Source organism: Micromonospora sp. NPDC049891 (assembly GCF_040660295.1).
GTDB lineage: Bacteria > Actinomycetota > Actinomycetes > Mycobacteriales > Micromonosporaceae > Micromonospora.
Map to the genome: position 1 here is coordinate 399,480 of NZ_JBFAML010000002.1, position 14,783 is coordinate 414,262.

Consider the following 14,783-nt stretch of genomic DNA (forward strand, 5'->3'; position numbering starts at 1 on the left):
GAGAGTCTTACCCGGCTCAGCTCCCGTCGTGGTATCACCACTTCCTGAGGGACCCGCCATGCAGACTCATGTTGTTCGTCGGTGGTTTGCCGGCGTGGCCGTCGTCGGTGTGCTCGGCACGGTGGCCCTCGGTGTGCCGGCCGCCGCCGAACCGGCCGCGACGGCCGTGGCACGCGTCAACAACGTCATCGTCGCCGCCGACGGTCCGCAGAAGTGGGTCTCGGTCAGCCTGCTGGGTGACCCGCAGGTCGGCACCTACACCGTGCGGGTGGACCGCAGCGCTGTCCTGGCCTTCGCCGACGTCGACCAGGGCGACGACCCGGACGTCTGTACGGCGTCGGGCGCGGTCCTCAACTGCGCGGTGACGATCGACAGTGACTGGGGTTCGGAGCTGTTCAGCCTGGCCGTCCGGGCGGCGGCGGACGCGCAGCCGGGCCAGCAGGGGGAACTGGTGTTCACCGTCACCACGCCCGACGGGAGCACCGGGACCTACCGGTCCACCGTCACCGTCGGTGAAGGGGTCGACCTCGCCGCCGAGCCGAAGCTGGCTCTGGACAGCAGTCTGGGTGGCCGGGTCGAGGTACCGCTGACGGTGCTGAACCGGGGCCCGAAGACCGCGCGCGGGTTGGTGCTGTACCTCTCCGGCTCCTACGGGTTCACCCCGTCGAAGCGGTACGCGAACTGCGAGTACAGCGATCTCGACCTCGACGACAGCAGCTTCGCCTGCACGTTCGACAATTCGCTGGAGCCCGGTGAGTCGCTGCGGGTGGACCCGACGTTCGGCGGAACCGTCCCGGCCGACAGTTGGGCGCCGAACCTGCACCTCAGCAACGCGGTCTGGTTCACCCCTGCCGACTGGGCGGCGTTCCGTCCCGGGTTGGGCTCGACCGGGCCGCTCGGCCCGAAGGGCGACGACGAGGCGCTGACGCTGGTGCCGCTCGACGACACCCAGGCCCGCGCGCTCGGGCAGACCGACACCAACCCGCACGACAACGAAACCCGGATCACGCTCACCGTCGACGGCGACCAGCGTGGCGACGTGGCCGCCGAGGGGACCACCGTCACCGGGGCGGTCGGCGAGACGGTCGCGATGCGGGTCGGCTACCTCAACAACGGCCCGGCCAGCGCCGGGCCCAACGGCCAGCAGGGTCTCAACGTCGAGGCCATCGTGACCCTGCCGGCCAACGTCACAGCGGTCACCGCGCCGCAGTCCTGTGTCGACCAGGATGAGGACGAGTGGCGGCCCGGCAAGCCGGGCGCACGGGTCTACGTGTGTCTCGCGCGCGGCACGATCAGCCGTGGTGAGCGGCTGAGTTTCGAGTTCGACGTGCGGATCGACCGGGCCGGCGGCAAGGGCGGCACGGTCCGGTTGCACACCTTCAACGGCGACGGTCCGGTCAAGGACCTGAACCCCGCCAACGACACCGCGAAGATCCAGCTGGAGATCTCCGGCGGTGGCGGAGGCGGCGGTTCGCTGCCGATCACCGGTGCCTCGACCGGCCTGATCGCCGGATTCGGTCTCGTGCTGATCGTCGCCGGTGCCCTCGGCTACCTGCTGGCCCGCCGTGGCCGGATCCGGTTCATCGTCTGAGCTGGCCCGGAAAGCGGGTCAGCCGGTCGCGGTCCGGGTGGCGAGCGCGTCGACCAGGCGACGGGTGGAACCGGCGAGGTTCCACCGCTCGGCCAGGTCGAGCAGTCGTTCCGGGTCGGCCGGCGCCACCGGCAGCTCGGTGGACAGCGGTGGCAGCGGCACGTCCAGGGCGACCCGGACCACTGTCGGCGCCACCGCCAGGTAGTCCCGTGCCGCGTTGAGCTTGGCGCGCAGCCCGGGTGCGAAGCCGGCGGCCGGGTCGTCCAGGGCGGCGAGGATGCCGGCGATGTCGCCGTACCTGTCGACCAGCCGGGCGGCGGTCTTCTCACCGACGCCGGCCACCCCGGGCAGCCCGTCGGACGGGTCGCCGCGCAGCGCGGCGAACTCGGCGTACCGGTCGGCCGGCACGCCGTAGCGGGCCCGCACGGCGGCGTCGTCGCAGTCCTCCAGCTTGGCCACCCCCCGCCCGACGTAGAGCAGTCGCACGCCCCGGGCGTCATCGATCAGCTGGAACAGGTCCCGGTCGCCGGAGACCACCTCGACCGGACCGGGCTGGGTGACCGAGAGGGTGCCCAGCACGTCGTCGGCCTCGTAGCCGGTCGCGCCGACGACTGTCACGCCCAACGCGTCGAGCACGTCCAGAATCATCGGCACCTGGGGGGAGAGGGTGTCCGGCACCACCTCGCCACCCTCGGGGGCCACCCGGTGCGCCTTGTACGACGGCAGCAGCGCGACCCGCCAGTCCGGCCGCCAGTCGTGGTCCATCGCGCACACCATCCGGCCCGGCCGCCGGGTGCGTACCAGGTGGGCGAGCATGTCGAGGAACCCACGCACCGCGTTCACCGGCTGACCGTCGGCGGTCTTCGCGGCGGATTCGGGAATGCCGAAGTACGCCCGGAAGTAGAGACTGGGCGCGTCGATGAGCATGATCGGGGTCTGCGCTGTCACGCCCGACAGCCTGGCACACCGCACCGACGTTCACCGCGCACGGCATCTCGCCGGTGCGTTCCGATTGGTGCGACGAAGGAGGAGCCGATGACCGTACCGACCCGGCTGGCGCTGACCACCGTCAACCTCGACACGCCCGACCCGGCGGCTCTGGCCCGCTTCTACGCGCGTCTGCTCGGGTGGGACATCGCGGTCGAGGAGGCCGACGACGTGATCCTGCGTACCCCCGACGGCGGGGTCGGGCTCGCCTTTCAGCGGGAGCGGGCGTACGTGCGTCCGAGTTGGCCGGCACAGGCCGGTCAGCAGCAGATGATGATGCACCTGGAGATCGGGGTGCAGGACCTGCCGGCCGCGTTGGAGCACGCGCTGGCCTGCGGCGCGACGCTCGCCGCTTTCCAGCCCCAGGAGGACGTCCGGGTCTGCCTGGACCCGGACGGCCACCCGTTCTGTCTCTGGCTGACGGACTGACCCGTTCCTGCCGTCAGCTCGCACCGGCGGTACCTCGACCGCCGCGTCGCTTGACGACGTACGGCAGCACGAACAGGTACAGGCCGGTGAAGAGCAGCAGGGCCAGCGGCAGCAGCGGTACGTAGGAGATCCACACGATCGGTTCCTCCTGCGCGAGCGCGACGAAGGTGACGATGACCGTCACCGTGAACGCGATCGCCAGCCACCGATGGATCTGCCGGATCCAGTTGTTCCACCTCATCGGAACCTCCCAGCCGAGTAGCGACACCGGCCGGGCGCCCGCCCGGCCGGGTATGACCTCGCTGGTCAAGCTAGTGAGGTGCGGTGCCGGCTGCTTCTCGATTCCTGACCGGTCTGGCGCGGCAGCTCGGCACCGTCCGCCCGCCGTGCGAACGGCGCTCGGGTAGCTGGCTGGTCGGCTGTCAGGTGATGTCGCGGCGCATCGGGACGATGACGCCGATGGCGGCGGCGGTCACCGCGTACATGGTGAGCACGAGGGCGCCGACAGCAGGGGGCAGGAGGTGGATGGTCGTGCTGCCGAGCTGTTCGGACATGGCGTCGGCGACGTAGGTGAAGTCGGTCAGGGCCGCGGTCGCGCCGCCCGGCAGGATCGGGTAGAGCAGGTTGACGCCAGGAATCATCATGAGCAGCGTTTCGCCCAGGTACAGGTAGCCGATCACGACGCAGAGGGCGGCTACCTGGTTGCGGATGAGGGCGCCCATGCCCACCCCGATGAGCAGATACACCATCATCGCCACACCGATGCGGCCGAGCAGCGCCAGCACGGTGGGGGCGGGCATACCGAGGCTGACGCCCCGGGCGGCGGCGACGGAGAACAGGGCCACGGCGGCGGTGCCGGCGAGGACGAGACCGTAGACGAGGCCGACGACCGCGTAGGTGGCGAGTTTGGCCGCCAGTACCTGCCATCGGCGCGGTGCGAACAGGAACGTGACGGCGGCGGTGCGGTGGCGGTACTCGGCGGTGACCGCGACGGTGCCGGCGACGGCCGGGACGAGCGCCGTGTAGCCGAGAATGCCGAGGAGCGAGCGGACGCCGGTGTCGGTGTCCAGACCGGGCAGCGGCGGCTCGAAGTTCTCCGGGCCGACAAGTGCCATGACGCCGATCATGCCGCCACCGATCACGGCTGCGGCGACCAGGAGACCGCCCCACATCCGGGTGGCCAGCAGGCGGCGGAACTCGGCTCGGATCAGGTTGGTCATGGTGTGCCTGCCCTGGAGGTGGTGAGCGGGTCGGTGGTCAGGTCAAGGAAGAGCTGTTCGAGACTCGTGTTTTCGGTGACCAGTTCGTGTACGCGTAGCCGGTGCGCGGCCGCGAGGTCGGCGACGCCCGCCGCGTTCAGACCGTGCACCCGCAGCTGACCGGGCCGGACGATGTCGACGCGAGGTGGGGTGCCCGCCTCGACGGGACTGGTCGCCAGGGTCACGGCGAGGGTGTCGGCGTCGGGTGAGGTGACAAGCACGGTTGGCGGGCCGGCGAGCCGGGACCACGGTCCGGCGGCGACGAGTTCGCCGCGCCGGATCACCACCACGTCGTCGACGAGTTGCTGAACCTCACTGAGCACGTGACTGGAGATCAGGACGGTGCGACCCTTGTCGGCGAGACCGCGCAGCAGGCCACGCAGCCAGGACATGCCCTCAGGGTCCAGGCCGTTGCCGGGTTCGTCGAGCAGCACGACGCCCGGGTCGCCGAGCAGCGCGGTGGCGAGGTTGAGTCGTTGCCGCATGCCGGTGGAGAACCCGCGGGTACGGCGGTCGGCGGCCGCGGCGAGGCCGAGCTGGTGCAGCAGCTCGGTGACCCGGCTGTCGGGATGGCCACCCATCGCGGCGTAGACCCGCAGGTGGTCGCGGGCGGTGTGGCCGGGGTGGAACGCGTTGGCGTCGAACATCGCCCCGACGGTGGCCGACGGCCGGGCCAGCCGCCGGTACGGCCTCCCGCCGATCGTGGCGGTGCCGCGGGTGGGTGACACCAGACCGGTGAGCATCCGCATCGTGGTGGTCTTGCCGGCGCCGTTCGGGCCGAGGAATCCGGTGATCACACCCGGTTCCACAGTGAAACTGAGATCGCGGACGGCGGTGATCTCGCCGTACCGTTTGGTCAGCTGCGAGACCTCGATTGTCAGCCCGTCGATGCTCATGCGCGGGCCGCCATCGCCCGGCTGATCGCTTCGGCGAGGCCGGGGACGTCCGGGCCGGAGAGCACGACCTCGTCGAACTGGCCGCCGGTGCCGGCCCGGTCCAACACCAGGTGCAGCCCGGGCTCACCGCGGCGGGCGGCCACCAGTTGTCGGGTGCCGCCGAACAGACCCCACACGCCGATCTTGACAAAACCGGACACCACGTACCCGCTCCGGGCACCACGGGCCAGGCGTAGCGGGTTGTCCACCCGGGCGACCTGCCGCACCGCGCCGACGGCCACCGCCAGCCGGTCCCGTCCGGTCCAGAGCCGCTCCCATCCGGTGAACCGGATGTCGATCACGTCGCCGGAAAGCATGACGGATGCCATCAGTCGTGTCCTTTCGTCGGTCCGGTGTCCTCGGTGGACTCCGGCGTGCTGTCGGTGGGTGTCGGCTGGTCGGCCGGCATCAGGACGGTGGCCAGCAGCCGTGGGGTTCGCCCGTGGCCCGGCTGGTGGGCGAGCAGCGGGCCGACGAGCGCGTTGAACCCGGCGGCGAACTCGCTCAGCTCGGCGTCGGTGAGGTGCAGGACGAGCTGGTGGTATCCCACGCCGTCGGCGACGAAGTCGATCCGCTCCCGGGCCAGGTACCTGGAGAACTCCGACAGCAGGCTGGACATGAACGCGGTGAAGTAACGCGCGTGCTCGTCGGCGGTCGCCGTGGCCAGGGCCGAAGGGTCCAGCGTCGCGCCGTGCCCGGGTAGCGCGTACACGCGCTCGGTCGCGCCGCGGACCTTGCGTTCCGTCACCACCTCCAGCAGCCCGGCCCTGACCAGTGCCGCGAGATGTCGGTACAGCGTGGCCTGCGGAATGTCCGGCAGCAGGTCGACCAGGTCACGGGTGGTCAGCTCGGCTCCCGCGACGGCCCGCAGGATCCGGATCCGGACCGGATGCAGCGCCAGCTCGGCCCAGCGCTCCCTCGACTCTGTCACCCGTGCACGTTATCACTATCGATAACGATAATGGAAGGCCGGGTCGGACACCTGTCGCCCCGGGTGGCCCAAACGACCGTTAAGCTTGCTGAGTGGGGTTCGATGAGCTGTATCCGTCGGAGCGACTGGCCGCCGCGCAGCGTGCCGTCGCCGCCGCCGGGCTGGACGCGCTGCTGCTGAGCCCCGGCTCCGACCTGCGGTACCTGACCGGCTACGACGCGCACGCCGGTGAGCGGCTGACCCTGCTGGTGCTGCCGGCCGAGGGCGACCCGACACTTGTCGTGCCGACCCTGGAACGACCGGCGGCCGAGGCGTCGCCCGCACCGGCCACCGGGGTACGCATCGTCGACCACGCCGACGGCACCGACCCGTACCCACTGGTGACCGCCGCCCTGGGCGGGCCGGTCGGTGCGGTGGGGCTGGCCGACCGGATGTGGGCCGAACAGGTGCTGGCGCTGCGTGCGGTGCTGCCCGACACCCGGCAGCGGCTCGCCTCGGCGGTCCTGCGGGAGTTGCGCATCCACAAGTCGGCAGCGGAAATCGAGGCCCTGGCCGAGGCCGGCGCGGCGATCGACGCGGTACACGCCCGGATGGGGGAGTGGCTACGGCCGGGGCGGACCGAGGCGGAGGTGGCCACCGACGTCGCCACCGCGATCAGGGCGGCCGGCCATGTCACTGTCGACTTCGTCATCGTGGCCGCCGGCCCGAACGGCGCCAGCCCGCACCACGGCACCTCCGACCGGCCGATCGGCGCGGGTGAACCGGTCGTGGTGGACATCGGCGGCACCATGCCCTCGGGTTACCGCTCCGACTGCACCCGCACCTACCTGGCTGCTGGCACAGCACCTGCGGACTTCCTCGACTACTACGCGGTGCTGCACGAGGCGCAGCGCGCCGCCGTGGCGGCGGTCCGCCCCGGGGTGAGCGCCGCTGCCGTCGACGCCGCCGCCCGCGCGCCGATCACCGCGGCCGGCTACGGCGACGCCTTCCTGCACCGCACCGGCCACGGCATCGGTCTGGACGGCCACGAGGAGCCGTACGTGGTGGCCGGCAACGACCGGCCGCTGGCGGAGGGGATGACCTTCTCCGTCGAACCGGGCATCTACCTGGCCGGGCGGCACGGCGCCCGGATCGAGGACATCGTCGTCTGCACGACGGACGGCGTACGACGGCTCAACACCACCCCCACGGAGCTCATCGCGCTATGACTGTCGACCGGATCCTGCCCACCGACGAGGCTCACGACCTGCTGGAGTTGGCCACCGAACTGGCCGACCGGGAACTCGCGCCGAAAGTCACCGAGTACGAACAGCGGGCCGAGTTCCCCCGGGAGGTGCTGCGCACGCTGGGCCGGGCGGGCCTGCTCGGCCTGCCGTACCCGGAGGAGTACGGCGGCGCGGGCCAGCCGTACGAGGTCTACCTCCAGGTGCTGGAGATCCTCGCCGGCCGCTGGCTCGCGGTCGCCGAGGCGGTGAGTGTGCACACCCTGTCCTGCCACCCGGTCGCTACCTTCGGCTCCGAGGAACAGCGCAAGCTGCTGCCCGACATGATCGGCGGCGAGCTGCTCGGGGCGTACTGCCTGTCGGAGCCGCAGGGTGGTTCGGACGCCGCGGCGCTCACCACCAGGGCGGTGCGCGACGGGGACGACTACGTCGTCACCGGCACCAAGGCGTGGATCACCCACGCGCAGGTGGCCGACTTCTACAACATCTTCTGCCGCACCGGCGAGCCCGGCCCGAAGGGCATCTCCTGCCTGCTCGCCGACAGCGCCACGCCCGGTATCCACCCGCAGGCCGCCGAGCGCACCATGGGGTTGCGGTCCTCCCCGGTGGCACAGGTCGTCTTCGACGAGGCCCGGGTGCCGGCCGACCGGCTGATCGGCGGTGCGGGGGCCGGCTTCACCATCGCCATGTCGGCGCTGGACTCCGGCCGGTTGGGCATCGCGGCCTGCGCGGTCGGGCTGGCTCAGGCGGCGCTGGACTACGCGGTGGACTACGCGCGGCAACGCGAGCAGTTCGGCCGGTCGATCATCGACTTCCAGGGGCTCGGATTCACCCTGGCCGACCTGGCCACCCAGATCGCCGCCGCCCGGGCGCTGACCCTGGCGGCCGCCCGGCTACGCGACGCCGGGCGGCCGTACTCGATCGAGGCGGCCAAGGCGAAGTTGTTCGCCACCGACGTGGCGATGCGGGTGACGATCGACGCGGTGCAGGTCCTCGGCGGCGCAGGGTACGTCGCCGATCATCCGGTCGAGCGGTACCTTCGGGAGGCGAAGGTGCTCCAGATCGTGGAGGGCACCAACCAGATCCAGCGGCTGGTGATCTCCCGGGCCCTGGCCAAGGGCTGACCGGACGCGATCGTCGGCCCGCCGAACGCGACGGCGGGACGGTTTGTCAGTCGCGTCGACCGGTCGTACCCGGTAGGTTGCACGCCGTGGAGGAGATCGACCGCGCCATCGTGGTGGCGCTGACCGCGGACGGCCGGCTGTCGTACACGGATCTGGCGGAGAAGGTCGGCCTGTCGGTCTCGGCGGTGCATCAGCGGGTGCGTCGGTTGGAGCAGCGCGGGGTGATCAAGGGCTACGCCGCGCGGGTCTCCTTCGAGGCACTGGACCTGCCCCTGACGGCGTTCGTGGCGATCCGGCCGTTCGATCCGTCGCAGCCGGACGACGCGCCGGAGCGGCTGGCTCACCTGCCGGAGATCGACTCGTGCTACTCGGTGGCGGGGGAGGACTTCTACCTGCTGCTGGTTCGGGTGGCCGGTCCGGTCGACCTGGAGCGGGTGCTCCAGGAGATCAGAACGGCGGCGAACGTCACCACCCGCACGACAGTAGTGCTGTCCACCCCGTACGAGCACCGGCCGCCCAAGGTGGGGCAGGACCCGACGGGCCAGCAGCCGACCCGCTGACCGACATGGCCGCCACCGCCTCGCGGGCGGTCCAGGGCCGGCACCGGGACGGTCAGTGGCGGGCCGTCGTGGGCTGGTCTTGCGGTGCCGGCGGCGGCTGGTTCCAGCGGAGGATCACCCGCCGGCCGTGTTCGTGACCGAGCAGGCTCAGGGTGGCGGTGTCCAGGCGGAGCAGCCCGCCCGCCGACGGGGGCAGCCCGACCCACCGGGCGCCCAGCACGCGCAACGCGTGCGCGTGTCCGACAAGCGCTACGGGACCTCGGTCGAGCAGGGGATGCAGCTTGGCGAGCAGCCGGTCGAGGCGCTCGCCGACCTCGCTCGGTGACTCGCCGCCCGGACAGCCGTCGGTCCAGACGCTCCACCCGGGATGTTCGTCCTGGATTTCCGCGGTGGTGCGGCCCTCGTAGTCGCCGTAGCGCCATTCGGCGAGGTCGTCGTCGGTCCCGGTGACGGTCAGGCCGGCCAGCTGCGCGGTGCGCAGCGCCCGGATCCGAGGGCTGGTCAGCACCGCGACGAACCGTCGTCCGGCGAGAGCCGGGCCGAGCGCGCGGGCCTGCCGCTCGCCGTCGGGGGTGAGCGCCAGATCGGTGTACGAGGTGTGTCGGCGGCTGGCGCTCCACGTGGTCTCGCCGTGCCGGACGAGCAGGATCTCGCTCATGCCGTCGCGCCCCGTCGCTGCCCACCGCGCGGCGACCGTACCGCGTCGGTCCTGAGGATTCGCTGGCCCATGCCCTCAGTCAACCAGGCTGGTGCGCCCGGTGCCGGGCGGCGACGGGAACCCGGGCGGGCCGCGCCGTGCTCGATGGCGGCTGGCCCGACCGGTCAGGTACCGTGCGGGTCATGCACTCCGGCACCGCCTCGAAGAAGCTGTGGACCCGCCGCTGACGGCGGCAGGGTTTACCGGCTTTCTCTGATCCAGCTCTGTTCCGCCGTCCTGGTGATCCCGCCGGGCGGCGTGTCGCTGCTGCCCGGCTCCACGACGAGCCGAAGAGCGCAGAATGAACAATCGCGAACTGACAACCACGCAGGAGCCGGCTGGTGGCCTGCCGGTCGGCGACCGAGCGCACGTACGGGCCGACGGCGTCCGGGTGGTGCTGGGCGGCCGGGTCGTACTCGCCGAGGTCAGCGTGACCGTCTCGGCCCGATCCCGGCTGGCCGTCGTCGGCGAGAACGGGCGAGGTAAGACGACCCTGTTGCACGTGCTCGCCGGTGTGCTCACACCAGACCGGGGCACGGTTGAGCGGGTCGGTACGGTCGGGTTGGCCCGGCAGGAGCTACCGGCGCGGCACGGCGAGACGGTGGGCACCCTCGTCCTGGCCGCCCTGGGGGAGTCCCACCGTGCGGTGCGGGCGCTCGACGACGCGGCGACGGCGCTGGCCGAGGGACGGCCCGGTGCGGACGACGCGTACGCCGCCGCGCTCGACGCGGCGACCCGCCTGGACGCCTGGGACGCGGAACGGCGCGTCGACGTGGCGTTGGCCGGGCTCGACGCCTGCTCCGACCGGAGCCGCCCGTTGGCGACGTTGTCGGTAGGCCAGCGCTACCGGGTTCGGCTGGCCTGCCTGTTGGGGGCCCGCCACGACCTGCTGATGCTGGACGAGCCGACAAATCATCTCGACGCCGATGGTCTGGCGTTTCTCACCGCACGGCTGCGTCAGCATCCCGGTGGGGTGGTGCTGGTGAGCCACGACCGTGCCCTGCTGGGTGATGTGGCGGTGGACTTCCTGGACCTCGACCCGAGTCCGGACGGCCGCCCACGGACCTTCGGGGGCGGCTACCCGGGCTGGCAGGAGGGCCGCCGCCGGGAGCGTGAGCGCTGGGTCCACGACTACGAGGCCCAGCAGGCCGAGCACCGGCGGTTGGCCGACGCGGTGAGCGAGGCGCGGCAGCGGCTCAGCACCGGCTGGCGTCCGGAGAAGGGGCACGGCAAACACCAGCGGCAGTCCCGCGCCCCCGGTGTGGTGCAGGCGTTCCGCCGCCGACAGGAGGAACTCGACGCCCATCAGCTGACGGTGCCCGAGCCGCCGCTGCGGCTACGCTGGCCCGACCTTGACATCCGGGCCGGGACGCCTGTGCTGCGCTGCCACGACGTCACCGTCGCCGGCCGTCTGCGCCAGCCGGTCACCGTGACTGTCGACGGCGGCGACCGGCTGCTGGTGACCGGACCCAACGGGTCGGGTAAGTCGACGGTGCTCCGGGTCCTGGCAGGGGACCTCGAACCGACGACCGGCGGTGTCCGGCATGTCGGGCGGGCCCGGGTCGCGTATCTGGGGCAGGAGGTTCCGGGCTGGCCACCGGACGTGCTCGCCCGCGACCTCTACGAGCAGCACGTCAGCCGACTCAGCTCCGGGGGAGATCTCGATTCCGGGGCCCGGCTGCCCCTGACCGCGACCCACCTGCTCGACCGGGAGGCGCTGCGTACCCCGGTGGGGCGGATGTCCCAGGGGCAGCAGCGGCGGCTGGACCTCGCGTTGCGGCTCGCCGAACGGCCCGATCTGTTGATCCTCGACGAGCCCACTAATCACCTGTCGATGTCCCTGGTGGATGACCTGACGGCCGCCCTGCTGGAGACCCGGGCCGCGGTCGTCGTGGCCACCCACGACCGGCAACTGCTTGTCGACCTGGCGGCCTGGCCGACCCTGTTCCTCGCCGGAGGTGACGTGGCCCTTCCATGATCGACAGCACTCCAGCCATACCCCTAGTGTCCTAGGATGCCGTAGCGGATGTGCGCACCACCACCGACTGAGCAGCCGTTTCAGGCCACCACACGAGGGGACACCACAGAGAGCGGAGCGATCAGCTCCGCTCTACCGCCGAAAAGGCAGGGGAGGCGACATGAGCTTCACCGACAAGGCGAAGAACAAGGTCGAGGAACTGAGCGGCGCCGCCAGGGAGCGCATCGGCGACATGACCGACAACGAGCGCATGCGGGCCGAGGGCGCCAACCAGCAGAGCGATGCCCGCGCCCGTCAGGCTGGTGAGAACGTCAAGGAGGCCGGGCGCAACGCGAAGGACGCCTTCACGAAGTGACCGCCCAGCACGGAAGCGGGCCGCCGGATCGATCCGGCGGCCCGCGTCGCGGTGTGTGGCACGGCCCGGGGAAGATGCCGCCCGGCCGGAGCTGATCCTGGGTCAGTCGTCGCGGTGGGCGCGCCACCACTGCTGACCGGCTTCCGGGAGGGTGTCGATCGGGTCGTAGTAGGCGTAGCGCTTGCTGAGCGCCTCCAGGTCGGCGGACTCGATGGAGGTGCGGTAGTTCTTCGTCCAGTAGGAGATGCCGCGCTCGCGGTCGTACTCGGTGACCATGTGCACCCAGCGCTTCCCGACGAACGGCACGTCGCAGACGATCCGTGGGGTGGCGTACCCGGGCAGGTAGCCCATGATGTCGTGCTGGAGCTGCTGGGCGTGCCAGACCGGGACCCGCCAGTGCTCGGCGTTGGGGATCATGTCGCACATGTAGAAGTAGTAGGGCAGGATGCCGGCTTCGCCCTGTAGCGCGAAGCAGAGGTCGAGCAGGTCGGTGCTTGTGGCGTTGACCCCGCGCATCAGCACGCCCTGGTTGCGTACGTCGCGGACGCCGATGTCGAGGGCGGTCTGGGCGGCCCTGGCGACCAGCGGGGTGAGCGACTGGGCGTGGTTGACGTGGGTGTGGATGGCGAGGTTGACGCCGCGGCGGGCGGCGGTGCGGGCGACCCGTTCCAGGCCCTCGACGACGTCGGGTTGCAGCCAGTGCTGGGGTAGGCCCATGAGGGCCTTGGTGGCGAGCCGGATGTCGCGGATGGTTTCGATCTCCAGCAGGCGCATCAGGTAGGACTCAAGGTTGCGCCAGGGCACGTTGGCCACGTCGCCGCCGGAGACGACGACGTCGCGGACCCCGGGGTGGGCCCTGAGGTAGCCGATGTGGGCGTCGTAGCGGTCGACGGGCTTGAGGGTGAGCTTGAGCTTGTCCACCGTGGGGGTGGAGTTGCCGACCAGGTCCATGCGGGTGCAGTGCCCGCAGTACTGCGGGCAGGTGGAGAGCAGTTCGGCGAGCACCTTGGTGGGGTAGCGGTGGGTGAGGCCCTCGGCGACCCACATGTCGTGTTCGTGCAGGGAGTCACGGGTGGCGTAGGGGTGTGACGGCCAGTCGGTGCGGCGGTCGGAGGCGACCGGGATCATGTAGCGCCGGATCGGGTCGGCGAGCAGCGCCTCGGTGGTCGGTGCGGCGTACGGCGCCATGGTGTTGATCATCTGTGGGGTCACCAGCATGGACATGGTGGCCAGGGCGCGCTGGTCGGCTTCGAGGTCGGCGTAGAAGGTGTCGTCGACGGTGTCACCGAGCACGGTGCGCAGTTGCTTGATGTTCTTGACGCAGTTGACGCGTTGCCACTGGGCGCTCTCCCACTGGTCGCGGGTGACCGTGCGCCAGCCGGGGAAGCGGGTCCAGTCAGGTTCGACGAGTGGGTTGCGGCGGTATTCGTAGGGCTGGCCGGTGCGGGTGGTGGTGGGGGCCGGCGGTGGTGCCGGGATGGTCTGCACCGGCGGTCGGGTCTGGGTCACGGCCCCTCCTCTGGTCTTGCTGGTTGATCAGCGACCCGAAGGCTACTGGAAAAATTTCGGCAGAGAAATTATTCTGCCGTAAGTTTTCCCGCTATGCGAGTCCAAGACGAGGCTTCAGGCGGTCGGACAGGGGAGGTGGGCGTGACGTCACCGGTGGGTCTGCACCGCGTCGTGGAACCTGCGGGGGTGTTGCCACAGGCCGCCTGGCGGCTCGACACACGTCCCGAGATAGCGCCGAACGAGGTGCGGATCCGCGTGGAGCGGCTCAACCTGGACGCCGCGAGTTTCCGGCAGCTGTCGGTCAAGCACGACGGGGACGGCGACGCGATCCGAGCCGAGGTGCTCGACATCATCTCCGCCCGGGGAAAGATGCAGAACCCGGTGACGGGGTCGGGCGGCATGTTGATCGGCACGGTCGAGGAGGCCGGTCGGCGTTCGCCGCTGGGGCTCAAGGCGGGCGAGCGGGTGGCCACGCTCGTGTCGTTGACGTTGACCCCGCTGGTGGTGACCGACGGGTTGGCCGGCTGGGACGGCCGGAGCGAGCAGGTGCCGTGTGAGGGGTGGGCGATTCTGTTCGCCCGGTCGGTGGCGGCGGTGCTGCCGGCGGACCTGGACCCGCAGCTGTCCCTGGCGGTGCTGGACGTGTGCGGTGCGCCGGCGTTGACGTCCCGGGTGGTGTCCCGGTACGTGGCGGAGCGGGCGGCTGAGGGGGACGCCCGGCCGGTCGCGGTGGCGGTGGTCGGCGGCGCGGGTAAGAGCGGTTCGTTGTCGCTGGCGGCGGCGCGGCGGGCGGGCGCGGGCCGTACGGTCGGCGTGGTGCCGGTGGTCGCGGAGCGCGACGCGCTGGTGGCGGTCGGGCTGGCCGACGCGGTGGCGTTGGCCGATGCCCGTGATCCGGTGGCGTTGTCGACGGCGGTGACGTCGGCCCTGGGGATGCCGGCGGACGTGACGGTGGTGTGCGTGGATGTGCCGGGCTGTGAGCACGGTGCGGTGCTGGCGACGGCGGACGGCGGCACGGTGATCTTTTTCTCGATGGCGACGAGCTTCGCGGCGGCCGCGCTGGGCGCGGAGGGTCTGGCTGCGGACGTGACGATGCTGGTCGGCAACGGGTACGTGCCGGGGCACGCGGAGCTGGCGTTGGGTCTGCTGCGGGGTGAGCCGGGGGTGCGTGAGCTGTTCGAGGCGCGGCTGGCGGCAGACTGAGG

Annotated in this window: 16 protein-coding genes; 8 read left to right on the forward strand and 8 right to left on the reverse strand. The window is 71.4% G+C overall.

The window, feature by feature from the left end; genetic code table 11:
• The first annotated feature begins 94 nt into the window (after positions 1 to 94).
• Complete coding sequence (locus AB0I71_RS05100) at positions 95 to 1,591, forward strand: cell wall anchor protein (protein ID WP_357581957.1); 1,497 nt, start codon at positions 95 to 97, stop codon at positions 1,589 to 1,591.
• A gap of 18 nt (positions 1,592 to 1,609) precedes the next feature.
• Here AB0I71_RS05100 and AB0I71_RS05105 read toward each other — a convergent pair whose 3' ends face one another.
• Positions 1,610 to 2,518 (reverse strand): 5'-3' exonuclease, encoded by a 909-nt coding sequence (locus AB0I71_RS05105; protein ID WP_357582017.1) that lies wholly within the window; start codon positions 2,516 to 2,518, stop codon positions 1,610 to 1,612.
• Positions 2,519 to 2,626: 108 nt separating this feature from the next.
• On the opposite strand from AB0I71_RS05105, the gene AB0I71_RS05110 reads away from it, so the two are divergent.
• On the forward strand, positions 2,627 to 3,007 hold the full coding sequence (locus AB0I71_RS05110) for a VOC family protein (RefSeq protein ID WP_357581958.1): 381 nt from the start codon (positions 2,627 to 2,629) through the stop codon (positions 3,005 to 3,007).
• Positions 3,008 to 3,020: 13 nt separating this feature from the next.
• Here the strand turns inward: AB0I71_RS05110 and AB0I71_RS05115 are convergent, their stop codons facing one another.
• The 5 genes from AB0I71_RS05115 to AB0I71_RS05135 form a co-directional block, all read right to left on the reverse strand.
• A complete protein-coding gene (locus AB0I71_RS05115) occupies positions 3,021 to 3,248 on the reverse strand; it encodes a hypothetical protein (RefSeq protein WP_357581959.1) in 228 nt (75 codons plus the stop codon).
• A gap of 181 nt (positions 3,249 to 3,429) precedes the next feature.
• Positions 3,430 to 4,227, reverse strand: coding sequence for an ABC transporter permease (locus tag AB0I71_RS05120; protein ID WP_357581960.1), 798 nt, complete (start codon positions 4,225 to 4,227; stop codon positions 3,430 to 3,432).
• Positions 4,224 to 5,162 carry an ATP-binding cassette domain-containing protein gene (locus tag AB0I71_RS05125; RefSeq protein ID WP_357581961.1) on the reverse strand — a complete coding sequence of 313 codons (939 nt, stop codon included), beginning with the start codon at positions 5,160 to 5,162 and terminating at the stop codon, positions 4,224 to 4,226. The genes AB0I71_RS05120 and AB0I71_RS05125 overlap by 4 nt, the downstream gene beginning before the upstream one ends.
• Positions 5,159 to 5,530, reverse strand: a complete 372-nt coding sequence (locus AB0I71_RS05130; protein WP_357581962.1) for a hypothetical protein — start codon at positions 5,528 to 5,530, stop codon at positions 5,159 to 5,161. The genes AB0I71_RS05125 and AB0I71_RS05130 overlap by 4 nt, the downstream gene beginning before the upstream one ends.
• Positions 5,530 to 6,132, reverse strand: coding sequence for a helix-turn-helix domain-containing protein (locus AB0I71_RS05135; RefSeq protein WP_357581963.1), 603 nt, complete (start codon positions 6,130 to 6,132; stop codon positions 5,530 to 5,532). The genes AB0I71_RS05130 and AB0I71_RS05135 overlap by 1 nt, the downstream gene beginning before the upstream one ends.
• Before the next feature lie 92 nt (positions 6,133 to 6,224).
• On the opposite strand from AB0I71_RS05135, the gene AB0I71_RS05140 reads away from it, so the two are divergent.
• The 3 genes from AB0I71_RS05140 to AB0I71_RS05150 all read left to right on the forward strand — a co-directional run bounded on the left by AB0I71_RS05140 (position 6,225) and on the right by AB0I71_RS05150 (position 9,039).
• Positions 6,225 to 7,340 (forward strand): Xaa-Pro peptidase family protein, encoded by a 1,116-nt coding sequence (locus AB0I71_RS05140; RefSeq protein WP_357581964.1) that lies wholly within the window; start codon positions 6,225 to 6,227, stop codon positions 7,338 to 7,340.
• Entirely contained in the window at positions 7,337 to 8,479 is a 1,143-nt protein-coding gene (locus tag AB0I71_RS05145; RefSeq protein WP_357581965.1) for an acyl-CoA dehydrogenase family protein, read from the forward strand. Before AB0I71_RS05140 ends, AB0I71_RS05145 begins: the two co-directional genes overlap by 4 nt.
• An 86-nt stretch (positions 8,480 to 8,565) precedes the next feature.
• On the forward strand, positions 8,566 to 9,039 hold the full coding sequence (locus AB0I71_RS05150; protein ID WP_357581966.1) for an Lrp/AsnC family transcriptional regulator: 474 nt from the start codon (positions 8,566 to 8,568) through the stop codon (positions 9,037 to 9,039).
• A 52-nt stretch (positions 9,040 to 9,091) separates the two neighbouring features.
• On the opposite strand, the gene AB0I71_RS05155 is transcribed toward AB0I71_RS05150, so the two are convergent.
• Complete coding sequence (locus tag AB0I71_RS05155; protein ID WP_357581967.1) at positions 9,092 to 9,697, reverse strand: histidine phosphatase family protein; 606 nt, start codon at positions 9,695 to 9,697, stop codon at positions 9,092 to 9,094.
• A 340-nt stretch (positions 9,698 to 10,037) separates the two neighbouring features.
• Between AB0I71_RS05155 and AB0I71_RS05160 the strand changes: the two genes are divergently transcribed.
• Together AB0I71_RS05160 and AB0I71_RS05165 are read left to right on the forward strand one after the other, a co-directional pair.
• A complete protein-coding gene (locus AB0I71_RS05160; protein WP_357581968.1) occupies positions 10,038 to 11,714 on the forward strand; it encodes an ATP-binding cassette domain-containing protein in 1,677 nt (558 codons plus the stop codon).
• A 160-nt stretch (positions 11,715 to 11,874) separates the two neighbouring features.
• Positions 11,875 to 12,069, forward strand: coding sequence for a CsbD family protein (locus AB0I71_RS05165; RefSeq protein WP_357581969.1), 195 nt, complete (start codon positions 11,875 to 11,877; stop codon positions 12,067 to 12,069).
• Between the two features lie 102 nt (positions 12,070 to 12,171).
• Here the strand turns inward: AB0I71_RS05165 and AB0I71_RS05170 are convergent, their stop codons facing one another.
• Positions 12,172 to 13,578 carry a lysine 2,3-aminomutase gene (locus tag AB0I71_RS05170; RefSeq protein WP_357581970.1) on the reverse strand — a complete coding sequence of 469 codons (1,407 nt, stop codon included), beginning with the start codon at positions 13,576 to 13,578 and terminating at the stop codon, positions 12,172 to 12,174.
• A gap of 93 nt (positions 13,579 to 13,671) precedes the next feature.
• Here AB0I71_RS05170 and AB0I71_RS05175 point away from each other — a divergent pair, with 93 nt between their 5' ends.
• Positions 13,672 to 14,781 (forward strand): zinc-binding alcohol dehydrogenase, encoded by a 1,110-nt coding sequence (locus AB0I71_RS05175; protein ID WP_357581971.1) that lies wholly within the window; start codon positions 13,672 to 13,674, stop codon positions 14,779 to 14,781.
• Positions 14,782 to 14,783: the final 2 nt, after the last annotated feature.

What these genes read in the sequence shown, in the direction of transcription:
- AB0I71_RS05105 (WP_357582017.1), bottom strand. Translation starts at nt 2,518, where the DNA reads ATGCTCATCGACGCGCCCAGTCTCTACTTCCGGGCGTACTTCGGCATT.
- AB0I71_RS05110 (WP_357581958.1), top strand. Translation starts at nt 2,627, where the DNA reads ATGACCGTACCGACCCGGCTGGCGCTGACCACCGTCAACCTCGACACG.
- AB0I71_RS05115 (WP_357581959.1), bottom strand. Translation starts at nt 3,248, where the DNA reads ATGAGGTGGAACAACTGGATCCGGCAGATCCATCGGTGGCTGGCGATC.
- AB0I71_RS05120 (WP_357581960.1), bottom strand. Translation starts at nt 4,227, where the DNA reads ATGACCAACCTGATCCGAGCCGAGTTCCGCCGCCTGCTGGCCACCCGG.
- AB0I71_RS05125 (WP_357581961.1), bottom strand. Translation starts at nt 5,162, where the DNA reads ATGAGCATCGACGGGCTGACAATCGAGGTCTCGCAGCTGACCAAACGG.
- AB0I71_RS05130 (WP_357581962.1), bottom strand. Translation starts at nt 5,530, where the DNA reads ATGGCATCCGTCATGCTTTCCGGCGACGTGATCGACATCCGGTTCACC.
- AB0I71_RS05145 (WP_357581965.1), top strand. Translation starts at nt 7,337, where the DNA reads ATGACTGTCGACCGGATCCTGCCCACCGACGAGGCTCACGACCTGCTG.
- AB0I71_RS05155 (WP_357581967.1), bottom strand. Translation starts at nt 9,697, where the DNA reads ATGAGCGAGATCCTGCTCGTCCGGCACGGCGAGACCACGTGGAGCGCC.
- AB0I71_RS05160 (WP_357581968.1), top strand. Translation starts at nt 10,038, where the DNA reads ATGAACAATCGCGAACTGACAACCACGCAGGAGCCGGCTGGTGGCCTG.
- AB0I71_RS05165 (WP_357581969.1), top strand. Translation starts at nt 11,875, where the DNA reads ATGAGCTTCACCGACAAGGCGAAGAACAAGGTCGAGGAACTGAGCGGC.
- AB0I71_RS05175 (WP_357581971.1), top strand. Translation starts at nt 13,672, where the DNA reads ATGCGAGTCCAAGACGAGGCTTCAGGCGGTCGGACAGGGGAGGTGGGC.